Genomic DNA, 23,542 nt, shown 5'->3' with positions numbered 1-23,542 from the left:
TTTAATAATTTATAATCCTTTTAGCCAAAGGTTAATATTTCCTATATACGGGATTGAAAGTGGATTATCACCAATAGTTATTACTCTGTCAGTGATTTGACTAGCTTTTACATAATATGGATCCGGGGCATTATTATGATCACCTTTTATCACATAATACGTACTTCCATTAATTTCAGTGATATTTATAACCCTATGAATAACAGATTCATTAACCCATTTTGCATCATAAACTACGATGTCTCCAACCTTTACATCCTCCGGATTAAACTCATGGATGCCCAATCCTAGTAAATTAGATTTTTCAACTGCCACTATATCTCCCCTATAAAATACAGGTTCCATACTTCCTGAAACAACAACATTCAAGTGCTGTGCTATTAGAAGAGCTATTGCAATTATCACAATATAAGTAACAATCTCCTTTATTTCGACCATAAGAACACCTTTATTATACAATAAATTTTATTTGAAATAATATATAAAATTATTTTTCAAAAGCTATTTTTAATGCTTTTTCAATTGCAGAGGCTGTAAAATCCAAATCTTCGATTGTATGAGTTGTAGATAAGAAATTACACTCAAATTGACTTGGAGGTATGAAAACTCCTTCTTTTAACATTTCTTTAAAGTAAACTAAAAAGCGTTCAGCATCTGAAGCCTTTGCATCAGCTGAATTTAAAATTTCGTTGGGATTGAAATACATTTGATACATGGAACCAGCACCAACAGGATTGATATCCAAATCCAAATCCTCAACTATATCAGCCATAGCCCCTCTCAAATAACTTCCCTTTTCTTCCAGGTTAGCATAAGCCTGACTATCCAATTGATCCAACATGCTAATTCCAGCAACTACAGACATTGGATTTCCACTGAATGTTCCTGCCTGATAAACAGGACCTACAGGAGCCACTACATCCATTATCTCTTCCTTACCACAGAAAGCACCCATTGGCATTCCACCACCGACAATTTTACCCAATGTAGTCATGTCTGGAGTAATGCCATAATATTCTTGAGCTCCTCCCCTAGATAATCTGAAACCAGTAATTACTTCATCAAAAATTAAAACGATTCCATTTTCCTCAGTTATTTTACGTAAGAATTCAAGATAACCCGGTTTAGGAGGAATGAAACCAATGTTTCCCATGATTACTTCAAGAATGATACATGCAATATTCTCTCCTTCAGCATCAATCAAAGCTGCAAGAGCCTCCTCATCATTATAAGGAATAACCAAAGTATTTTTGGTAGTGTCTAAAGGAATGCCTGCACAATCAGGAATGGATTGGAAACCTTCACCCTGCTTTACAAGACAGTAGTCATGAGCACCATGATAAGCCCCTTCAAATTTTACAATCTTGTCACGACCAGTGAAACCTCTAGCTGCCCTGATTGCACTCATAGTAGCTTCACTACCACTATTTACAAAACGAACCTTATCGGCACATGGAATTCTGTCAACCACTTCTTTTGCAAGTGTAATTTCCCCTTCAGTAGGTGCACCATATGATGTTCCCAAAATAGCTTGACTGTCTAAAGCTTCTACAATTTTTGGATTGGCATGCCCTAAAATTAAAGGACCATAGGCAAGACAGTAGTCAACATATTTGTTTCCATCCGTATCAAACAAATAAGGACCTTCTCCACGCTCTACAAAAAATGGGTGAGGTTTGAATGCTCTTAAAGGTGAGTTAACACCGCCAGGAATATATTTTTTAGCTTCTTCAAATAATTTTTCTGAATTCATTTTATACCTCTTTTAAAGTTTGAATTAGTGAATTAACACAGGCTACGGCAATAGGAGTTCCTCCTTTAGGGCCTTCAGTAATAATATTAGGAATATTTGAGTTTTTTAAAGCTTCCTTACTATCTGCAGCTCCTACAAAACCCACAGGAACACCTACAATAGCTTTGAGATTAATTTTATCCTTTTCATATAAATCCATAGCTTCCCAAACTGCTGTTGGAGCATTGCCAGATACAACAATGCCTTCAAAACCATTTTCAGCTGCATACCTAATAGCAGCGGCCGCTCTTGTGATCTGATTTTGCTTAGCTATTCTTTTAACTTCTTCATTTTTAATATAACACTCAACATCACCATCATAACGTGTTATACCAGATTTTACCATATTAATATCAGTCAAAATAGTTTCATTGTTCTTCATTGATTTAATAGCTGCTTCAACAAAATCAGGACTCATATAAACAAGTTTTGCATATTCCGGATCAGCAGTTGAATGAACTATTCTTTCCACTATATCCTTTTCTGCTGGTTTTAAATCTTTAATCTCATCGCCAATAAGATTACGAATAATTTCACGACTTTTAGTAGCTATGTCAAGACCCTGCTTGGTTGATGCACCCATAAACATATCATGGTTATCATCTTTCATAGTTATAATTCTGTTTAATATAAGTTAAATATTTTATAAAAAAGGCCTTTTGTAAACTAAAAAAGATTGTGAAATATAAAAAAAGAGAAGGGTAGATTAAGTTTAAAAATTAAATTTCATATGTTTTTGGAGGATTTCCTGAGAAATCAGCAATGGTTGCATCTCCAGAAACTGTAAACAGGACAAAGGTAGGATTGTCTGCAGTCTGATACAAGGTTTTAACCAGTTCATTAATGTCTAGGACCTTTTGTTTCAATTCCAAATCATCGACTTCTTCCACTTCTCCTGAAATCCTTAGCCATTCAAAGGTAGGAGTTGCAACACATATTTCACAGTTCGGGTTTTCCTGAATTTCCTTGTACATCGGTTTTGTATTAGCTGTACAGAAGTAAGGTTTTCCGTTTTCTTCGAAATAGTACAATATTGGCCTAACTTTTGCATTACCATCAAGTCCAACAGTCGCCAAATACACCAATGAGTTTTCTTCTAAAAATTTAATTGCTTCATTCATATTATTAGCTAGTTTAAAGCTTTATAAAGCTTTTTTGTAACTTTTTGGATACTAGTAACCATTTAGAAACCAAAATATTTAAATAAAGATAATTGTCAATATTTCAATATGGCCGATAAAATAGAATGCCCTGTTGACAAAAGCCTAAGCTTGTTTAGTAAAAAATGGAGCATACAAATAATCAGAGATTTGTTCTTTGGAAAAAAACATTTTAAAGAATTCAAAGAGGACAAGAACATAACAAACAAGGTACTTTCAAATTGTCTTAAAGAACTTGAAAGTAACAATCTTATCTCCAAAAAGGTAATATCAACCACTCCAAACATTACAGAATATAGTCTTACAGAAAGAGGAAAGGCTTTGAATAAAGTAATATATGAATTGGCCATGTTTACATTAGAAGACCAAAATAACAACTATAATAACGAAACAAACGATTATCTGATAGAAACATTTAAAGAAAAATTAGAAATAAAGGATTAAAGAGCTTTAGAAGCTGATAATCCTGCTAAATATCCAGTTGAGAAAGCTATTTTTAAATTATAACCACCGGATATTCCAACTGGCTCTAAAATTTCGCCAGCATAATATAAACCTTCACATTCAATAGATTCCATGGATTTGGAATCAATAGCTGAAGTTTTAATACCTCCAACAGTAATTTTACTTAAAGCAGAGTTAAAACCAATAATTTCCAATTCCAAGCCTTTAAGAGCATTTACAAGTTTTTGTTTATCTTCTTTTAAAACATTTCCAAGTTTAACTTCACCGTCAACACCTGCTTGATCCATGAAGAATGGAATGAAACTATTTGTCAAATGATATTTTAAGTAGTTTTTAAGAAGTGATTTTCCTTTAGCTTGGAAATCTTTAGTTATTTTAGACAATAACTCCTCTTTATTTACATTAGGCATTAGGTCAATAGCTATTTTTACATCATCCAGTTTTACATTGAAATTCTCAAGCAAATCATAGTCCAAATCCTTGGATATTTCATTACTTATGTTTAAAATAGCAGGACCTGTAAGACCCTTATGAGTAATTAAAACATCACCCAAGTAACTTTTATCCTTATAACTTACGGAAACACCATAAAGATTGATTCCTGCAAATTCCTCAAAATTATAATTGGCTATTAACGGTACGAGACCATACTTTAAATTGGTTCTTTCTGTATCAAGGATTTTAAACCCTGCTCCGCTGGAACCTGTTTCCTGATAGGTTATACCGCCAGTAGCTACAATTACTTTTGATGCTTTAATATAGTCATTGATAACAAAATAATCCCCTTCCTTTGAAATGTCGTAGACATCAAAATCATAAATAATATCAACATCTTCCAAATATTCCTTTAAGATTTTTAAGACATCTCTTGCCTTTTCACTTTCAGGAAATACCCTGTTATCATCCTCTTCAACGAAGTCCAGTCCTTTTTTTCTAAACAGATCCAATAATTTTTCATTGGTCAATGTGTAAAATGAATGTTTTAGAAAGTTTTTATCATCGAAAGAATCCAATAGCTTTTTTATTGGCTTGTTATTTGTAATATTGCATCTTCCCCCACCAGTTAAAAGGAGTTTGCGACCTAATTCCTGATTTTTTTCTAAAATCACAACATCTTTACCTTCAGCTGCAATTGCAGCCATCATTCCTGCTGGGCCTCCACCAACAATAGCTATTTCATATTCTTTCATTTTAATCACTTAAGGAGTTAATCTGTGTCTGTCTCTTGGGAAGAGAACTGTTTCACGAATATTGTTAGAACCTGTAAGTACCATAGTTAATCTATCTGCACCTACTCCCCAACCAGCATGAGGTGGCATTCCATATTCAAATGCTTTTAGATAGCTTCCAAATGCATCTGGGTTTAAGTCACGTTCTTCTATTTGTTTTACAAGTAAATCGTATTGGTGTACACGGGTTGCACCTGAAGACAATTCTAAATTGTTGTACATCAAGTCGAATGCATGTGATTTAGTAGGGTCTGATTCTAATGGCATTACATAAAATGGTTTAATAGCGCTTGGCCATTCGGTTAAGAAGTAGAATCCTCCCATTACGTCACCTAAAACTTTTTCTGATTCACGGGACAAGTCTTCTCCCCATTCCATATCTACACCTTTTGAGTTAATGATGTCAACTGCTTCATCATAGGTTACTCTTGGGAATGGTCCGTCAGGAATTGGAAGTTCATGGCCAAGAACATCTAATTCATCAGAACATTTCTCATTAATGTCAATGATTACTTGCTCAATCATATTATTTAAAATTTTCATCATGTCAACATCGTCCATGAATGAAGCTTCTGCATCGATTGAAACAGCTTCGTTCAAATGTCTTAAGGTATCATGCTCTTCTGCTCTGAAGATTTGACCTATTTCAAATACCCTATCCATTCCACTGGACATCATCATCTGTTTGTATAATTGCGGTGATTGGCCTAGGAATGCTTCTTTTTCAAAGTAAGTGATTGGGAATAATTCTGTTCCACCTTCAGTAGCTGATGCTACGAGTTTTGGAGTGTTAATCTCAACAAAACCGTTGTCATAGAAAAAGTCCCTTACGGTATGGAACATTTGACTTTTGATTTTAAATATTGCGCTGACATTAGCTTTTCTTAAATCTAAGAATCTTGAGTTAAGCCTTGTGTCGATTTCAGCTTTTACTTTTTCTGTAGGGTCCATTGGTAAAGGCTGATTAGCTAAATTAAGAATTTCAATGTTTCTTGGGATAATTTCAACACCGTTTGGTGCTTTATCAGATTCTTGAACTGTACCTTCAATAGCTACTACAGATTCTTTTCTGAATTTGCGGATTTCTTCCAATATTTCAGGCTCTACTTTTTTACTAGGTGCTGTTACTTGTATTAATCCGTCCTTATCTCTTACAAGTACAAAGATAATTCCACCTAAATCACGAATTTCATGTACCCAGCCCATTATAATTACATCTTGGCCGGTTAATTCAGGAGTGACATTTTTAGTATAGTTTGTTCTTCTCCAGTCATTTAATAAACCTTGCAAATTAATTCACCTCTTATTTATAATAATATAATATTAAGTTTTAATGTTTTTAAAAGTTGTGCAAATCTAATTTAAAACATTATAACAATGAAAATCAACTGCTAAAAAAAGAAAATATGTTGAAATACCAAAGGTATATTTCAACTGTAAAATTTTATTTGTTTAATCTTGTTTTGATTGAATCGGCATGAGCAAAGAATCCTTCATACTCAGCGATTGGAACACATGTGGAATATAAATTCTCAAGGCCTTCACGAGTGATAGTTTGAACTGTAGGTTTTTTAATGAAAGATTCTGTAGAAAGGCCAGAATACATTTTAGCTCCTCCGCCTGTAGGAAGAACATGGTTGGTTCCAGATCCGTAGTCACCACAGGCCACTGGTGAATATTTTCCCAAGAAGATAGAGCCTGCATTTTTGATTTTGGATAATGTTTCCTCATCGTCTTCAGTCATTATAACTAAGTGTTCAGGAGCATACTTGTTAGTGATGCCAATAGCTTCTTCAAAATTGTCTGTGAGAATTATGACACCGCTTTTCTCAAGGGATTCCTCAATGATTTCACGGCGAACCGCTTCAGGAGCCTTTTTATTGACCTCTTCAAGAGTATTGAAAGCTATTTCCTTACTGTCTGTTACAACAAAACAGGATGCATTAGGGTCGTGCTCTGCCTGTGCTAAAACGTCACATGCAATGAATTCTGGTTCTGCAGTGCTGTCAGCCAAAATCAGAACTTCAGAAGGTCCAGCAGGGAATTCAATATCTACATCGCCGAATACCAATTTTTTGGCAGCAGTTACAAATATATTACCTGGCCCAACAATTTTTTCAACCTTAGGGACAGATTCTGTTCCATATGCCATTGCAGCGATAGCCTGAGCTCCGCCAACCTTATATATTTCGTCCGCACCTGCCAAATCAGCAGCTACAAGAATAGCGTCGCCTATTTTGCCATCTTTCTGTGGAGGTGAACAGCATACAATCTTTTCCACACCTGCAATTTTTGCAGGAACTACTGTCATTAGAATTGTTGAAGGATAGGCTGCCCTTCCTCCTGGGATGTAGCATCCGACACTGTTGATAGGCCTTACGATTTGTCCTGCCTTAACTCCATCAATAACTTCCATTTCCCATTCTTCAGGAATTTCCTTCTTATGGAAGTCTTCAATATTTTTTAAAGCCAATTTGAGTGATTTCAATAAATCATCGTCAATTTTTTCATAAGCTTCTTTGATTTCGGCTTCAGATACTTTCAAATCATCTAATTTAACACCATCGAATTTTTCAGTGTATTCCTTTAAAGCTTCATCCTTGTTTGAACGAACATTGCTTATTATATCAGCTACAATGTCTAGAACTTCGTTTACATTCTGTTCTGATCTTTTAATAACTTCATCAACATCAATGTCATTAAATCTTAAAAGTTTCATAGCAAACACTTACCTTAAGATAGCTCCTTTATCTGCTGAGGAAACAAGTTTTTGATAAATGGAAAGCCAACCATCAACATCTTTTTCAGGATATTCCATTTCAGCCAATCTGGATGCGATTTCCTCATCAGTCAAGTCAACGTTGATTGAACGGTTATTGATATCAATTTCAATTATGTCTCCATCCCTAATTGCTCCAATAGGGCCGCCAGCCATAGCTTCTGGAGAAATATGACCTATACAAGGACCTCTAGTTCCACCTGAGAATCTACCGTCAGTAATAAGACCCACATTTTTAATATTCATTCCTGCAATAGCAGATGTTGGGTTGAGCATCTCCCTCATACCTGGGCCTCCTTTAGGGCCTTCGTAGATAATTACAATAATGTCCCCTTCATCAATTTCATGGTTGAATATTGCTGCTGTAACATCCTCTTCACTTGTATATACTTTTGCAGGTCCTTTAAGATGCATCAAATCATCGGCAACTGCACCTTTTTTAACAACTGAACCATTAGGAGCAATGTTTCCTTTCAAAATAGCGATTCCACCATCTTCATGAACAGGATTGTCTAGCGGATGGATTACATTTTCGTTTTTAACTTCAACATCTTCAATATTCTCAGCTATGGTCTTTCCGGTTACGGTTATTTGATCTGTGTCAATTTTATCCCCTAATGTTTTTAGAACTGCAGGAATACCTCCAGCCTCATGTAAATCCATCATTGTGTCTTGACCAGCAGGTGAAATTAATGCAATATGTGGCACTTCACGGCTTATTTTATCAAATAAGTCCAAATCCACTTCCAATCCACCAACTTCACTTGCTAAAGCTGGAATGTGAAGTGCAGTGTTACTTGAACCACCTAATGCCATGTCGACAGCAATAGCGTTGTTGAAGGCTTCCTGGGTTAAAATATCAGATGGCTTGATGTCCTCTTTTACCAATTCCACTATGCGCTTACCTGATTCATAAGCCACTTCCTGGTTTGCCTTGTCCTCTGCATGAGTAGTTGCACACATCGGCAATGACAAACCTAAAGTTTCTGTAACGCAAGCCATTGTATTAGCTGTAAACAAACCAGAGCAGCTTCCAGCTCCAGGACATGCGCATCTTTCAAGTTCTTCAACCTCTTCAGCTGTCATTTTTCCTGCAGAATGTTCTCCAACAGCTTCATAAACACTAATTAAATCAACGTTTTTGTCATTGTAGCGTCCAGCAATCATTGGTCCTCCAGTAACAACGATTGTAGGAACATTTACCCTGGTAGCTCCCATAATCATTCCTGGAACTACCTTATCACAACTTGGAATCAGTACCAAACCGTCAAAACTATGTCCTTTTGCCATACTTTCAACAGTTGCTGCAATAATTTCTCTTGAAGGAAGGGAATACTTCATTCCTTCATGATTCATGGCAATACCATCACAAACTGCCATTGTATCAAATTCAAAAGGAATACCTCCAGCAGCTATTATTCCTTCCTTTACAAATTCTACCAATTCTCTAAGGTGAATGTGTCCTGGAACAATATCTGTAAAACTGTTAGCAATTCCAATAAAAGGTTTTTCAAAATCTTTATCTTTAAGACCACAAGCCCTTAACAAAGACCTGTGTGGTGCTCTTTGAATTCCTTTTTTAATATTATCACTTTTCATTAAATCACCTATACTATTATTAATTTATCTATTGCATAGTGTATAAATTTTATTAATAATGGCATTGGATGAAAATGGGTTTTTATGAAATATCCTATTTGTTTTGATTGCTCCATCTATACTCAGCAGAGAACATATTGAAGTTTAAGAATAAACCCCTAGATAATGAAAAGAAGCATTGATTAAATTAATAGAAGTTAAGTAAAATAAGTTAAAATTTATTTCTTTATTAAAAATAAAAAAAGAAGAAAAGAAATATTATTCTTTTCTGCGAATGTATCCCACTAATGGCAACATTAACAATACTAATAATGCCATGATAGGATTTCCAGTGTTTAACATTGCTGGTTTTACGATCTCGTTTTCGATTACGTGGGTTTCATTGTTTGTTTCGTTTTCAGGTGCAGGAACCAGTTCCTCTTCAACAGATATTGTGAAGGTTGCATAGTTGTTTTCATAATCTGTTTCAGGTGTATCGGTTGTAACGTTTACAGAGTTGGTTAAATTACCTGCAGAGACAACTTTGGTGTAGATGTCAATAATCACATAGTTACCTGCAGCCAAGGTTCCAACATTCCAAACACCAGTTTCAAGATCGTAGATACCTTGAGTTGCACTAGAGCTTAAATAAAGAACGCCTTCAGGCAAGAGGTCATTTGCTTTTACATTTAATGCATCCACATCGCCAGTATTATGAATGACAATAGTCCATTTTGCAGTATCTCCAATAGCGTATTTGTCCTTGTTAGCTATTTTGAATACGATCAAATCAGTAGAATTACCGATTACCTTGGTAGTATCCTTATCATAATCGTTGTTTGGGTTAGTGTCAACTGAAGAGGTACCAACAGTAGCTTCCACTGTTAAGTCACCAGTTGCATTTTCCTTGACCTTAGTTACAATGACTAATGTCAATTCTTCTCCAACAGGCAAGTCACCGATGGTCCAGACGTTAGTGTCAGGATTATAGCTGGTTCCATCAGGAACAATTACATCGACAAACTCTAAGCCTTCAGGTAAAAGGTCAGTTACGTTTACATCCTTAGCCAATGAAGGTCCGTTGTTTGTAGCTGTAACATTCCATGAAATGACATCTTCAGGATGAACAACAGTCTGGTTGACTTTAACAGTAACTCCTACATCGGTAACCGGAACAACTTCGATTGTTTCATTGTCCTTGTCGTTGTCAGGATTTGTATCCTTGGTAGTAGTGTTTCCTTGAGCCACGTTAGTTATATTCATATGAGTATCTGCAGTAGAAGTGACTTTGGTTACGATAGTTAATGTTGCAGTTTGGCCAGCTTCCAAATCACCAACAGTCCAAACACCGCCAGCATAAGCACCAACATCAGCATTAGCTGAAATGGATTCTAAGCCAGAAGGCAATACGTCAGTCACTTTCACATTTTCAGCGGTAGAAGGACCGTTATTGGTAACGGTTACAGTCCATGTTACGGACTCGCCAGCATTTACAACAGTCTGATTAGCCACTTTTACAACTTCAACGTCACAGACAGGAACAACTTCAACAGTATCGTTGTCCTCATCATTGTCCGGCTTGTTATCCTCAGTAGTGGTGTTTACCTTAGCGACATTTGTAATGTTAACCGCTGCAGTTTCAGTGACCTTGGTTATGATGGTCAAGGTTACAGTATGGTCAGCTTCCAAATCGCCTATGATCCAAACATTGTTCTCGAAGTTGCCAACAGAAGCGGCAGCATCAACAAATTCAAGACCAGCAGGCAATACGTCAGTCACACATACATCTTCAGCAGCAGAAGGACCGTTGTTAGTAACTGTTAAAGTCCATTCAATTGTATCGCCAGGGTTAACGGTAGTTTGGTTGACTTCTTTTACAACTTCCAAATCACAAACTGGAACTTCACGGATAACTTCGGTTGTGTCATTATCATAATTGTTGTTTGGATTGGTGTCAACGGTAGATGTTTCGATTGTTCCTTCTACAGTCAAATTACCGGTTGCATCTTCCTTGACCTTAGTTACAATTACCAATTTCAATTCTTCTCCAACAGACAAGTCACCAATGGTCCAAACATTAGTGTCGCGGTCATAGCTAGTTCCATCAGGAACAATTACATCAACAACTTCCAAGCCTTCAGGTAAAAGATCAGTCACGTTTACATTCTCAGCTAATGAAGGTCCGTTGTTTGTAGCGGTAACATTCCATGAAATGACATCTTCAGGATGAACAACAGTCTGATTGACAGTGACAGTGACAGCCACATCAGTAACCGGAACCACATCGATTGTTTCATTGTCCTCATCATTGTCCGGATTGTTATCCTCAGTGGTGGTGTTTACCTTAGCGACATTTGTAATGTTACCAGTAGTTGCAGTGACCTTGGTTACAAGAGTTAAGCTTACGGATTTACCAGCTTCCAAATCACCAATTGTCCAAACACCGTCAGCATAAGCTCCGACTCCAGCATTAGCTGAAACGAATTCCACACCTTCAGGTAAGAGATCAGTTACGTTTACATTCTCAGCAGCAGAAGGACCGTGGTTGGTAACTGTTATGGTCCATTCAACATTTGAATCAGGACCTACCTTGGTTTCGTTAGCAACTTTAACAACAGCCACATCACATACAGGAATGACTTCAACTGTGTCATTGTCCTTGTTGTTGTCAGGATTGGTATCCTCGGTAGTTGTGGTAGCTTCTGCAACATTTGTCAAGTTAGCAGCTTTAGTTTCGGTAACTTTGGTTACGAGAGTCAAGGTTACAGTTCCATCGACATCCACATCACCGATTGTCCAAATGCCGTTTGCATAAGTTCCTGTAGCAGTATTAGCTGAAACGAATTCCAATCCAGCAGGCAAGAGATCGTCTACAACAACATCTTTAGCTGTTTGAGGTCCGTTGTTTTTAACTGTAATTGTCCAGGTTACAGATTCGCCCGGTTTTACAATGGTCTGGTTAACGACCTTTACGACTTCAACATCACAAAGCGGAATGACTTCAACTGTATCGTTGTCCTTATCGTTTTCAGGATTGGTATCCTTGGTAGTGGTGTTTACCTTAGCGACATTTGTAATGTTTACATTGTTAAGAGCGGTTACTTTGTTTACAATAGTTAAGGTAACACTTTGACCAGGATTTAAATCTCCAATAGTCCAGATGCCGTCAGCATAATTGCCTACGGTAGTGGTAGATAAAGTGTATTCTAAACCTTCAGGTAAAGCATCTTCAACTTTTACATCTTTAGCAACAGAAGGACCATTGTTAGTAACTGTGATAGTCCATGTTACAGTATCTTCCGGATTGGCAACAGTCTTATCAGCTGTTTTTTCAACACCTACATCACAGACAGTATCCACTTCTACTGTATCGTTGTCCTTGTTGTTTGTAGTGTTTGAATCTTCAGTTGTTGTGGTAGCTTCTGCAACGTTTGTAATGTTTACACCGGTAAGTGCAGTGACTTTGCTTACAATAGTTAAAGTTACGGTAGCATCAACATCTAAATCTCCGATGTTCCAGACACCGGTATCTGCAGCATAACCTGTTTGATCTGCTGAAACGAATTCCAAGCCAGAAGGCAAGACATCCTTAAGAACAACGTCTTTTGCTATGGATGGACCTTTGTTTGTGACAGTAATAGTCCAGGTAACTTCTTGGTTAGTGCCTGCAACAGTCTGGTTAACTTCTTTTACAACAACAACATCACAGACAGGAATAACTTCGACATCGTCATCATCATTGTTGTTGTCAGGATTGGTATCATCTGAAGAGGTAGTGACCTCAGCCTCATTTACAATGGTCTGTGCAGTATTAACGTTAACAATAGTATTAATAGTCAAGGTTACAGTTGCACCATTAGCCAAATCACCAATAGTCCAAATACCAGTATCTTTATTATAAGTACCTTTGGTAGCAGTAGCGTCAACATATCCTAAGCCAGCAGGCAAGACATCCTTAACAACAACATCAGTCGCATCCTCAGGACCGTTGTTAGTAACTGTAATGGTCCATGAGACAGGAGCATTAGGACCAACACTAGTCTCATTAGCCTCTTTTGTTAAAACCAAATCAACTTCAGGTTTTGGAACTAATGTAACTTTAACTGTGTCATTGTCCTCATCATTGTCAGGATTTGAATCCTTGGTAGTTGTGTTCGCTTTAGCAACATTGGTAATATCCATAGCCTCAGTTGCAGTAATTTTGGTTACAATAGTTAAGGTAACCTTTTCATTTACAGCCAAATCGCCGATTGTCCAAAGATTTTTCAAGGAATCGTAAGTACCTTTGCTTGCCACAATGGAATTAGCATCCAAGTTAGCAGGTATTTCATCTTTAACCAATACGTTTTCAGCGGCAGATGGTCCGTTGTTTGTAACTGTGATTGTCCATGTTACAGTATCGTCAGGATTAGCTATAGTTTGGCTAACAACCTTTTCAACAGCTACATCACAGACAGGAACAACTTCAACATCCTCATCATCCTTGTTGTTAGTAGGATCAGTATCGTTTGAGGAAGTATTGACTTCAGCTTCATTTTTAATAGTCTGTGCAGTATTAACGTTAACAATAGTGTCAATAGTCAAGGTTACAGTTGCACCATTAGCCAAACTACCAATAGTCCATACACCAGTAGCTGCATCATAAGTACCTTGGCTAGCAGTAGCACTGACATATCCTAAGCCAGCAGGCAAGACATCCTTAACAACAACATCGGCCGCATCCTCAGGACCATCGTTTTTAACTATAATAGTCCAGGTTACAGGAGCATTAGGACCAACACTAGTCTCATTAGCCTCTTTTGTTAAAACCAAATCAACCTTAGGTAAAGGAATTTCAGTTACATCCACATCATCGCTATCCTCATCATTGTCAGGATTGCTGTCTTTGGTGGTTGTAGTTACCTTCGCGGTATTTACAATATTTACATTAGCGTCAACAGTGATTTTTGTTACGATAGTTAAGGTAACTTCTTCATTTACATTCAAATCGCCAATTGTCCAGATACCAGTATCTGCATTATAAGTTCCTCTGCTTGGAACAATTGAAGTTGCATCCAAATTAGCTGGCAATACATCAGTTACTTTTACGTTTTTAGCAACGGAAGGACCGTTGTTTTTAACAGTAAGAGTCCATGTTACTGAATCTTCAAATACAGCGGTTTTTGGATCAGCTACCTTTTCGATAGACACATCACAGACAGGCTCAACTTCAACATCGTCGCTATCCTCATCGTTGTTAGGATCAGTATCAGGAGATGAAGTAGTAACCTTTGCAATGTTGGTTATTGTAGCTTCCTCGGTTTCGGTAACTCTTGAAACAATGGTTAAAGTTACGGTTTGGCCAGCAGTCAAGTCACCGATTGTCCAAACACCTTTTAAAGAATCATAAGTACCTTCGCTAGCTGTAGCACTTACATATGCTAAACCAGCAGGTAATGTATCAGTCACATTTACGTCTTTAGCAAGTCCATCACCATTGTTAGTAACTGTAACAGTCCATGTTACAGTGTCTCCAGGATTAGCAACTTCAACATCAGCTTCCTTTGTCACCCCAACGTCAACAGAAACCACTTCTACAGTATCATCATCTTCATCGTTGTCTGGATTAACATCAACGGAATCTGTAGTTACAGTAGCTGTGTTTTTAATTGAACCTTTTGCAGTGGTTCTTGATACAATTGTTAGAGTTTTACTTTCGCCAGCATCTAAATTACCTATTGTCCAAACACCGTTTGCAGAATCATATCCTTCTTGATCTGCAGAAACAAATTCCAATCCTGCAGGCAAGACATCATTAAGTACAACATTTTCAGCAGTTATTGTACCATGATTTTTTACTGTAATTGTCCAAGTCACTTCTTGGCCTAAGTATACACTATCTGCGTTTGCTTCTTTAGTTACTCCAACATCAACTTCCTCTTCCCTTTCGTCAATGACTGCAAAGTTGGTTTCGTTATCAATGTCAGTGTAATAGTAATCCCTGTTTGGATGGTACGGAATTCCGTTTTTGTGGACTGCCTCTATTGTATACTCTCCTACCGGCAATTCCGGTGTTTCAAAGTATACGTTACCTGCAATGTCGGTACGGCCTGATGTCTGATATACAACTTGATTATCCTCTTTGTTTTTAATGGTAATGTTTATAATCTGATTGTTTTCACGGTCGTCTTGGTATACTACTGATCCACCCTCACTATTTTCATATCCGTCAACTGGAGTAGCCAATACTTTTGTAGTTCTGTTTACGACTTTATCTCCATCATAGTATTCATAGGTAACATTACGCAATTGGAATGCACTTGGAGAATTTGCATTGTATATTGCATTGATTAAGTTATCTCCACCAATAAGTGTAACGTTTCCTTTAAGCTTTTCTCCAACGTTGATTGTTGCACTGTCGAAGTTTATTGGTAAAGCGTAAGACCATGCGGAATTGGAATAGAAGTATGTGTTATTTACCAACATGCTATAAGGAACCGCATATATAGCAGAACCGTTACGAGCAGTATTGTGGTAGAATAGACAATCATCGATAATACTTTGACCGGAGATACTACCTAAGGTATATAGTCCTCCACCTAAACCAACATCATAATCTATGACTCCCCTTCCTTGACTACCATCATAGGTAAGATTCAAGTCAAATCCATCTTGAACAAACTTAAAGTTATATTGTACGAAAATTGGCAATGCAAGTAAATCTGTGATGTTTGATGAAACATCCAACAAAGCAGTGTTATGGTGAACAGTTACATTGGTCATGTTTAAAGTGTTACCGAACTTGTAGATTGCTCCACCCATAAGTGCCTCATTCCATTCTATTAGGGAATCCTTAATAAGTGTTCCGTTTCCTGAAATCCATAAACCTCCTCCTGAGTTTGCAATATTGTTTGTGATATTACAGTCATAAATTTCAGAGTTGTTACCAATAATCTGAGCACCAGCACCTCTGACAGCTAAATTGTCTTTAATTTCATTGTCATGAAGAATTGCGTTGTCTCCTACAAGAGCGATACCTCCACCGATAATAGCAGAGTTGTTGTAGAATACGTTGTTGTTAATGTAGGACTCGTTTACAAGGTATAAATCAAGTCCTCCACCTCTTGCAGCGGTGTTATTCATGAAAGTACAGTTTTCAATTATAATACCTGAAAGCCAGTATGTATGCAATCCACCACCTTGGGATCTATCATCCTTGTGATACCCTCCCCAAGCGGTATTGTTATAAAATAGTGTATCTCTCACTGACACTAACGGAGGATTGGTTTGAACGTCATAAATGGTCATGTCAATTCCACCACCATTACCGTCAGTAGCATTATTTCCAATAAATTTGGAATCAGTTATGTTTGCAGCGCCTCTTAAAGCTCCACCATAAGGAGCGCTGTTATTAATGAATGTAGAATTTTTAATTACAATCAAATTTTTAGCAGCCCAAATAGCTCCCCCACCATAAGGAACATCGTTACCTCCAGTTTCCACATAATTTCCAAGGAAAGTACAGTTTTCAATAGTTGAATCTGAACCAGCCAATCTTATAGCACCACCAGAGTTGTATCCAATATTGTCCTTAAAGTAGGAGTTTGCAACTGTTAAATTTCTATAATTCTCATTGAAGTAAATAGCTCCTCCACCATCTTGCTGTTCGCTGATGATTGCTTTGGTTGCTACATTACCTTCAAAGTAGGAATTGTTAATAATGTTATTGTTACCTTGAACATCTATTGCACCTCCACTACCGGTAGTAGTACTGTTAATGAAAGTACAATTATTGATTACATTATATTCTCCGCCTTTGACAACTAAAGATCCACCATTAATATTGGATGTACAGTTGATGAAAGTACAGTTTTCAATCAAGTTGTGTGAACTTTTAATGATTAAACCACTACCGTCAGTTGATGAATAGAATCCGATGAACTCTATATCAGATACAATAGTGTTATCACCATTGACTTCGATTGCTTCACCATTTCCACATTTGGTAAAAGTAACATTGGTAATATTGGAGTTTTGTCCATTTGTTTTGATAACTACAAATTGATCGTGAAGATCAATATCTGAAAAACTACAGTTATGAATGTTTGTGTTTTTTGAATTTGTAGTAATCAAATTAGAATCCAAATTAACCTTATCGATATTAATATTACTTATTTCACATTTTTCTCCATCACCAAAATTAACAATACCTGCATTAAAGAATTTGAAGTTACATCCTTTAAGAACATAAGTATTAGCAGTACCGTCAAGAACAACATTGGTACTTGTCATGTTTGAGAATGTATTGTTAACACATACAAAGTCACCAGTTATGTCAAAATGAACAATAGGATCGTTGAATAAAATTTGTGAAAATGTGCTGTTTATAATTTTCAAGTTAGAACCAGAATCAAATTTGAATACAGAACCATCAATTTTTTGGAAGCTTGAATTGTCAATGACAATATCATTTGCAGTTCCGGTAATGATGTTGTTGTATTCATTGCTCAAATGAGTTTTGATTTCTGTGAAATTATTGTTTTTAGATAAGAACTCCCCATTTACAGTTCCGATGTTGATGAAATCATTATAAGGAGTATAAATGTTTGTAAAATTATTGTTGGACAATATGAATTTATCACTTGTACTACCACTGAAATCAATATATCCGGATATGTTTGTAAAGCTATTGTCGGATATATTGTATGAAGTAGCAGAACCAGTAATCAATGCGTTCGGATTGTTATTATTTATACTAGATACATTTTCAAGACTATTGCCTGTAAATACAAACTCACCTGTAACAGTACCGAAGTTGATGAATTGGTTATTGTTAACTTTGGTGAAATTGTTTCCAGACATTATGAAATTTTCACTGCCAGTACCTGCACTGAAATCTATTGATCCGTTTACATTATTGAAAACGTTATCAGATATATTGTAGGATTTAGCAGAACCTGTTATGATATCAGTTGGATTCATACCATATTTAACAGAGACATTTTCAAGGTTATTTCCAGTGAATAAGAAGTCACCAGTAACAGTGCCAAAGTTAATTATAGGCAACTTTGTATTTCCACTACTGTCAATGTTAGTAAAATTGTTTCCAGAGATTACAAAGCTGTCGGTTGTACCATCAGCAAAGTTTAATGGACCTTTAGTATTATTGAATACATTATCTGATATATTGTATGAACTTGCAGTACCTTTGAGAATATCGGATATTGTGCTATATTGTTCAGATTGTACATCATCCAAATAATTGTTTGTAAATACAAACTCTCCAGATACAGTACCAAAATCAATAACTGGTTTTCCTTTAGCATTTATCTTAGTGAAATTATTTCCAGAGATAATGAAATTATCACTTGTACCTTTACTGAAATCTAATGGACCATTAGTATTATTGAATATATTATTTGAAATATTGTATGAACTTGCAGTACCATTGATAATACTATAAATTGTACTCCATAGTTCAGATTGTACATCATCCAAATAATTGTTTGTAAATACAAACTCTCCAGATACAGTACCAAAATCAATTACAGTTTTTCCTTTACCATTTACCTTAGTAAAATTATTATTAGAAATATTATAAGAATTTGCAGAACCACTTACAATAGAAGACTGGACATTATCCAAATAATTATTTATAAAAATAAATTCTTCAGCATTAGAGCTCATATCAATAAAAGATTTTCCATTAGCACCATTTACCTTAGTGAAATTATTTCCAGAAAATATTACTCTTGAAGTAGTTCCTGTAAATGCTTTTGCTCCAAAGATATCTTTAAAATTAGAATTAGAAATGTTTACAGATTGTACATTACCATTGATAATATTTTTCGGACCATACTCAAGACCTGCCTTGATGTTGGTAAAATTAGTGCCTGAGATTAACAAATCCTTAGCTGTTAATTCCAATACATTATTGGATGTATCACTTTGAATATCATCAAATGTACAGTTTATAAATTTAATATAACCATCCTCAGAATTTAGAGTCATGTAAGGATTATTCTCCGTTTGACCTGCCATTCCCTTAAAATGAATGTTTAAGAAGGTTATATTCGCCCCATTTGTAAAAGTTAGTAGATTCCCATTGTTTACTGTAAAAGTTGAATAAGAATCGGGGTCACTAATCGTTCCTCCATTTATTACTATATTATTCAGGTTTTCAATAGCGATGGTAGTTCCATCGTTAGAGTAGGACTTGTTACCTAAATATACAGTATCACTACTTGAAATTGAACCATTGTTAAAATATCCATTAATATCACTAATTGTATCGGCCTCTATTTCTACCGAATTTCCTTCCACACCAGGATCATCAGCAAAAACCGGGACAATTGTTAGCAATATAATCAATATTGTTAAAAATAGCCAAGATTTTTTTAACAAAATTTATCACCACGAAATCATATGAATTAATTAAAACAATTTTAATAATAATTCTATAATATATATGGCATGTTGGGATTAATAAATATATCTAATTAATTTTAAACAATATTCAAAAATTTACTTTAAAATATGAAAATTATTAGAAAAAAATTAACAAATAATGGATAAAATTATACAATATATATACAAAAATGAATAACAATCTACAAAAATATAATGTAAAAAAAGAAAATTGTCAAAAGAGAAAAAATATCAGCATTTGGAAAAATAAAAAAAATAAATAAAAATTAGTGTTTTGAGATTAATTTTTTAGCACTTCTTAAATCAGTATTGTATATATGACCAGATGATGAATAATAATGAACGCCACCAAAGTTTAGCTTTTCAGAAATTAATTCCTTATTTACTTCATCTTTAAGTTTTATACCAATATAAGCTATAAAAAACATGTTAGAGTAAAATGCGCCATATATGTCATTTGATCTAAAGAAGCAATGAATGGTCAATTCACCATCACGTACAACTGCTTGAAGTATCTGTAGACAAGGAATATCTTCACGATTACAATCAAGTGCAGGGTCATAAGTTACAGCAACTGCACGATTACTTCCGGTAGAATTTAAAATTCTATCTTTCATTACATCAAACTGATTAACATCAAAATGTGCTAAAATTCTGTTAGGATAACTATATACAAATCCTTGATCTGAATCATCATCAAAAGATTTCACATATTCAAAAAGAGCATCACTTTTTATTGGACATCCTTCCATGTCAAACTTTCCAGATTTAATCATGTCAAGCATCATATCAGAAGTCATGTTCTGATACTTGGCTTTAAATTTCAAATTTAAAGGATCTTCAATAAAATAATAGTTACCTAAATTTTCCTTTAAATGATGATCGCTATCCTTATATGTTTCCTTTCCTTCATTAAGGATTTTTTTAACAAAATCTAAATAGCATTGATTAATAGTTAACATTAGTAATATATTAGTTCCTATTATTATATATAAATAACTTAACTTATAAGTTATAAGTTATACTGAAAATCAACTCTTGATCGTCTATAAAATGAGATTATAAGTTATAACTTATACTATTTATAATCAAATGGGGTCCCATTGAAAAGATTATTTAACTAAAATTTATAAAATAAATAATATGTCAGTTTTAGAAAAAATGAAAGTTCTTACAGATTCAGCCCAATATGATTTATGTGATTATGTAAATCATCAAAAAAGCTCACAAAAGAACTTACCTGGAATATATCATGCAACAGGCGCCAATGGATGTGATGTTCCACTTTTTAAAACATTACTTACAAATAAATGTAAGAATGACTGTAAATATTGTATAAATCAATCAAAAAGAAACTTTACAAGACTTGAACTTGAACCTGAATTACTAGCCAAAGTTTTCCTAGATTACTACAATAGAGGACTAGTAAACGGACTATTTCTAAGCTCAGGAATCGATAAAGACGAAGATGTCACAATGGAAAAAACAATAGAGACCGTTAGGATTCTAAGAAAAAAATATGGATATGATGATTATGTCCATCTAAAAATTGTTCCAGGTGCTTCAAAAGATTCAATAAAAAGGGCTATGGGATTAGCTAATAGGGTTAGTATAAATATTGAAGCTGCAACACCAAGCGGTCTTGCAGAATTATCCTCTACAAAAGATTACAATAAGGATATACTAAAACGTCTAGGTTGGATAAATTCTCTTGAAAAACATAAAGGAACCTATCCTCGTTCTACACATACTACTCAACTAATAGTGGGGGCAAATAGTGAAACTGACAAGGAAATCCTCACTAGAATGAGTAAAATCTATAAAAAATCAAATTTAAAGGGCACTTATTTCTCACCATTTTCTCCTGTAGAAGAAACTGACTTTAAAGATAAAGACCCATGTGAAGTTGGCAGAACCAATAGACTATACAATGCAGACAGTCTTCTTAAAGATTACAAGTATAATGTTAAAGAACTTATATTCGATGAGGATGATAAATTGAATTTAAAAGAAGATCCAAAAATATTGGCTGCAAAAAACATGGACATATTCCCTGTAGAAATAAACAAGTCACCGTTTAATGAACTAATAAGAGTTCCAGGAATCGGCACTAAATCTGCACGAAAAATAGTTAATATAAGGAAAAAACAACCGTTCACAAGTAAAGAAGATTTAAAAAGACTTGGAGTGGCTGTAAATAGGGCTGAACCTTACATAAAGATTAAAGGAGAATATCAGTCTGGGCTTGACAATTTTTAATCTTCATCAAATAGTTTCCAAATCTCAGGATATTTTTTACTGACAGCCTCCTCTATCAAGATGGAAGCCTCTTTACTAATACTGAATTCAGGTTCTGTTTTACGAAGATATCTAAAAACAGCTGCAGATTGTGAAGACCATAAGGTAATCCTTGGATTTTTCTCCACGATTTCCTTGACTTCCGCAATATTGTTTAATTCCCTTTCTGTTAATTGAATTTCTTCTTCAACTTCTTCAATAGATTCTGATTCCTCTTCAGAAATTTCATCCTCTGCAGGAACATCCTCAGGAGCATCTACAGCAACTACTTCTTCAACATTTTCCTCATCATCAGGAGTATTCTCTATAACATCGTCTTCTTCTACTGTTTCCTCTTCAACTGAAGAATCTTCATCGGAATTTTCAGTTTCTGACAGTGCATCTTCCTCTTCAGCATCATCTTCAGTAGAAATTTCCTCTTCAATATCTGATGTATCCTCTTCTACAATAGAGTCATCTTCATTATCTTGTATTTCATCTTCTTGAATTTCCTCAACTTTTTCAACATCATCTTCAACGACAGATTCATCCTGAGGAGCTTCAAGAACATCCTTTTCAATGGAATTCAATGCATCGTCGTCTTGCTTAAGCATATCCTCTAAAGACAATGAGTTGTTACTGTCAAAATCTTCATTATAAAAATCTGGAATTAATGAATCAAGCCCTTTTCCTAATCCAGATTGCTTCTTTTTAGCCATACTCTCACTCATCCTTTTTTATAATCTCTCTAGCTAAGCTTAAATAAGCTTTAGTACCAGTACTCTCAGGATCATGAATCAAACAAGGTTTTCCATGACTAGGAGCTTCGGCCAACTTAATATTTCTTGGAATTATAGTCTTAAATAACAGATTGTTGTCAGAGAAATAATTTTTAAGTTCCCTATGAACATCCCTACTTAATCTTGTTCTTTTGTCATACAGGGTCAAAAGAATTCCCTTAATAGGTGTAGGGCTTCTGAGTCTGGTTTCTACCAAGTTAATTGTATTGATTAAATCAGCTACCCCTTCAAGAGCATAGTATTCTGCCTGAATAGGAATCAAAACACTGTCAGAGGCAACCAATGCATTGACGGTTAAAACACCTAAAGAAGGAGGCAAGTCAATAAAGATATAATCAAATAAAGGAACGACATCAGCCAAGGTATCTTTTAGTTTAATGTGGTAGTTTTCCTCGTTGCTTAACTCAACGCCAGCTCCACTTAATGAAACGTTACTTGGAATGATAAACAAATTCTTAATAAATGTTGGAATAGTAGCTTTTTTAACGTTTATGTTACCTATAAGAGCATCATAAATCGTATTTTCCAATTCGGTTTTAATTAATCCGAAACTAGTTGTTGCATTAGCCTGAGGATCCATATCAACAATCAATACGGATTTGCCCATTACGGCTAGGGAAGTTGCAGTGTTGACGACAGTAGTTGTCTTTCCACATCCTCCTTTTTGATTCATTACAGCTATTACTTCACCCATTTATTAATCTCCTTTAATTTTAAGTTAAAACTTCTAAGTTAAAAGAAATAAATTATCAATTAAAAGAATTAAGTTAAAATTTCTAACTTTTCAGTTAAAACAAATAACTTTTCACTTAGCACAAATAATTTAAAATTTCTAAATTTTCAGTTAAAACAAATAACTTCTAAACTATAACATCTAAGTTAAATCATATAAGTTAAAATTTCTAACTTTTAATATTTAAGTTTTAACTTAAACTCTATAAGTTAAAATTTCTAACTTTTAATATTTAAGTTTTAAGTTAAATGAGATAAGATTTAATTTTTAAGTTAAAAGTAATAAATAATAAGTTATAAGTTATAATAAATAACTAATAAAT

General features: G+C 35.0%; 14 protein-coding genes. 2 read left to right on the top strand and 12 right to left on the bottom strand.

Features of this window, described 5'->3' with window-relative positions:
- Positions 1 to 9 precede the first annotated feature (9 nt).
- The 4 genes from Q4P18_RS00070 to Q4P18_RS00055 form a co-directional block, all read right to left on the bottom strand.
- Complete coding sequence (locus tag Q4P18_RS00070) at positions 10 to 438, bottom strand: signal peptidase I (RefSeq protein WP_303334246.1); 429 nt, start codon at positions 436 to 438, stop codon at positions 10 to 12.
- A gap of 49 nt (positions 439 to 487) precedes the next feature.
- Complete coding sequence (gene hemL, locus Q4P18_RS00065; protein ID WP_303334244.1) at positions 488 to 1,753, bottom strand: glutamate-1-semialdehyde 2,1-aminomutase; 1,266 nt, start codon at positions 1,751 to 1,753, stop codon at positions 488 to 490.
- Between the two features lies 1 nt (position 1,754).
- The gene (locus Q4P18_RS00060; protein ID WP_303334242.1) at positions 1,755 to 2,402 is read right to left on the bottom strand and encodes a cobalt-precorrin-8 methylmutase; all 648 of its coding nucleotides are present in this window, start codon (positions 2,400 to 2,402) and stop codon (positions 1,755 to 1,757) included.
- A gap of 109 nt (positions 2,403 to 2,511) precedes the next feature.
- Positions 2,512 to 2,913: a pyridoxamine 5'-phosphate oxidase family protein gene (locus tag Q4P18_RS00055; protein ID WP_303334240.1), complete on the bottom strand. Its 402-nt coding sequence runs from the start codon at positions 2,911 to 2,913 to the stop codon at positions 2,512 to 2,514.
- Positions 2,914 to 3,021: 108 nt separating this feature from the next.
- On the opposite strand from Q4P18_RS00055, the gene Q4P18_RS00050 reads away from it, so the two are divergent.
- Positions 3,022 to 3,396, top strand: coding sequence for a helix-turn-helix domain-containing protein (locus Q4P18_RS00050; RefSeq protein ID WP_303334238.1), 375 nt, complete (start codon positions 3,022 to 3,024; stop codon positions 3,394 to 3,396).
- Here Q4P18_RS00050 and Q4P18_RS00045 read toward each other — a convergent pair.
- The 6 genes from Q4P18_RS00045 to Q4P18_RS00020 all read right to left on the bottom strand — a co-directional run bounded on the left by Q4P18_RS00045 (position 3,393) and on the right by Q4P18_RS00020 (position 20,372).
- On the bottom strand, positions 3,393 to 4,607 hold the full coding sequence (locus Q4P18_RS00045) for an aminoacetone oxidase family FAD-binding enzyme (RefSeq protein WP_303334236.1): 1,215 nt from the start codon (positions 4,605 to 4,607) through the stop codon (positions 3,393 to 3,395). The genes Q4P18_RS00050 and Q4P18_RS00045 overlap by 4 nt on opposite strands.
- Before the next feature lie 9 nt (positions 4,608 to 4,616).
- Positions 4,617 to 5,936 carry an aspartate--tRNA(Asn) ligase gene (aspS, locus tag Q4P18_RS00040; RefSeq protein WP_303334234.1) on the bottom strand — a complete coding sequence of 440 codons (1,320 nt, stop codon included), beginning with the start codon at positions 5,934 to 5,936 and terminating at the stop codon, positions 4,617 to 4,619.
- 154 nt (positions 5,937 to 6,090) lie between these two features.
- Positions 6,091 to 7,365: a histidinol dehydrogenase gene (gene hisD / locus Q4P18_RS00035; RefSeq protein WP_303334232.1), complete on the bottom strand. Its 1,275-nt coding sequence runs from the start codon at positions 7,363 to 7,365 to the stop codon at positions 6,091 to 6,093.
- Positions 7,366 to 7,374: 9 nt separating this feature from the next.
- Complete coding sequence (ilvD, locus tag Q4P18_RS00030) at positions 7,375 to 9,024, bottom strand: dihydroxy-acid dehydratase (RefSeq protein ID WP_303334230.1); 1,650 nt, start codon at positions 9,022 to 9,024, stop codon at positions 7,375 to 7,377.
- Positions 9,025 to 9,282: 258 nt separating this feature from the next.
- Complete coding sequence (locus tag Q4P18_RS00025; RefSeq protein WP_303334228.1) at positions 9,283 to 19,386, bottom strand: right-handed parallel beta-helix repeat-containing protein; 10,104 nt, start codon at positions 19,384 to 19,386, stop codon at positions 9,283 to 9,285.
- A gap of 290 nt (positions 19,387 to 19,676) precedes the next feature.
- The gene (locus Q4P18_RS00020) at positions 19,677 to 20,372 is read right to left on the bottom strand and encodes a thymidylate synthase (RefSeq protein ID WP_368660176.1); all 696 of its coding nucleotides are present in this window, start codon (positions 20,370 to 20,372) and stop codon (positions 19,677 to 19,679) included.
- 181 nt (positions 20,373 to 20,553) lie between these two features.
- Here Q4P18_RS00020 and Q4P18_RS00015 point away from each other — a divergent pair, with 181 nt between their 5' ends.
- Positions 20,554 to 21,669, top strand: a complete 1,116-nt coding sequence (locus tag Q4P18_RS00015; protein ID WP_303334224.1) for a radical SAM protein — start codon at positions 20,554 to 20,556, stop codon at positions 21,667 to 21,669.
- On the opposite strand, the gene Q4P18_RS00010 is transcribed toward Q4P18_RS00015, so the two are convergent.
- The gene (locus Q4P18_RS00010; protein ID WP_303334223.1) at positions 21,666 to 22,406 is read right to left on the bottom strand and encodes an AAA family ATPase; all 741 of its coding nucleotides are present in this window, start codon (positions 22,404 to 22,406) and stop codon (positions 21,666 to 21,668) included. The two genes, Q4P18_RS00015 and Q4P18_RS00010, sit on opposite strands and share 4 nt — an antisense overlap.
- Positions 22,407 to 22,410: 4 nt before the next feature.
- The gene (locus Q4P18_RS00005) at positions 22,411 to 23,181 is read right to left on the bottom strand and encodes a ParA family protein (protein ID WP_303334220.1); all 771 of its coding nucleotides are present in this window, start codon (positions 23,179 to 23,181) and stop codon (positions 22,411 to 22,413) included.
- Positions 23,182 to 23,542 lie beyond the last annotated feature (361 nt).

It is taken from the genome of Methanobrevibacter sp. (genome assembly GCF_030539665.1).
GTDB lineage: Archaea > Methanobacteriota > Methanobacteria > Methanobacteriales > Methanobacteriaceae > Methanocatella.
The sequence above is the reverse complement of the archived record's forward strand: the minus strand, read 5'-3'. Positions and strand labels throughout refer to the sequence as shown.

Coding starts and splice junctions, on each gene's coding strand:
- Q4P18_RS00020 (WP_368660176.1), bottom strand. CDS start 20,372: ATGTTAACTATTAATCAATGCTATTTAGATTTTGTTAAAAAAATCCTT.
- Q4P18_RS00060 (WP_303334242.1), bottom strand. CDS start 2,402: ATGAAAGATGATAACCATGATATGTTTATGGGTGCATCAACCAAGCAG.
- Q4P18_RS00005 (WP_303334220.1), bottom strand. CDS start 23,181: ATGGGTGAAGTAATAGCTGTAATGAATCAAAAAGGAGGATGTGGAAAG.
- hisD (WP_303334232.1), bottom strand. CDS start 7,365: ATGAAACTTTTAAGATTTAATGACATTGATGTTGATGAAGTTATTAAA.
- Q4P18_RS00070 (WP_303334246.1), bottom strand. CDS start 438: ATGGTCGAAATAAAGGAGATTGTTACTTATATTGTGATAATTGCAATA.
- Q4P18_RS00045 (WP_303334236.1), bottom strand. CDS start 4,607: ATGAAAGAATATGAAATAGCTATTGTTGGTGGAGGCCCAGCAGGAATG.
- hemL (WP_303334244.1), bottom strand. CDS start 1,753: ATGAATTCAGAAAAATTATTTGAAGAAGCTAAAAAATATATTCCTGGC.
- Q4P18_RS00015 (WP_303334224.1), top strand. CDS start 20,554: ATGTCAGTTTTAGAAAAAATGAAAGTTCTTACAGATTCAGCCCAATAT.
- ilvD (WP_303334230.1), bottom strand. CDS start 9,024: ATGAAAAGTGATAATATTAAAAAAGGAATTCAAAGAGCACCACACAGG.
- Q4P18_RS00010 (WP_303334223.1), bottom strand. CDS start 22,406: ATGGCTAAAAAGAAGCAATCTGGATTAGGAAAAGGGCTTGATTCATTA.
- Q4P18_RS00055 (WP_303334240.1), bottom strand. CDS start 2,913: ATGAATGAAGCAATTAAATTTTTAGAAGAAAACTCATTGGTGTATTTG.
- Q4P18_RS00050 (WP_303334238.1), top strand. CDS start 3,022: ATGGCCGATAAAATAGAATGCCCTGTTGACAAAAGCCTAAGCTTGTTT.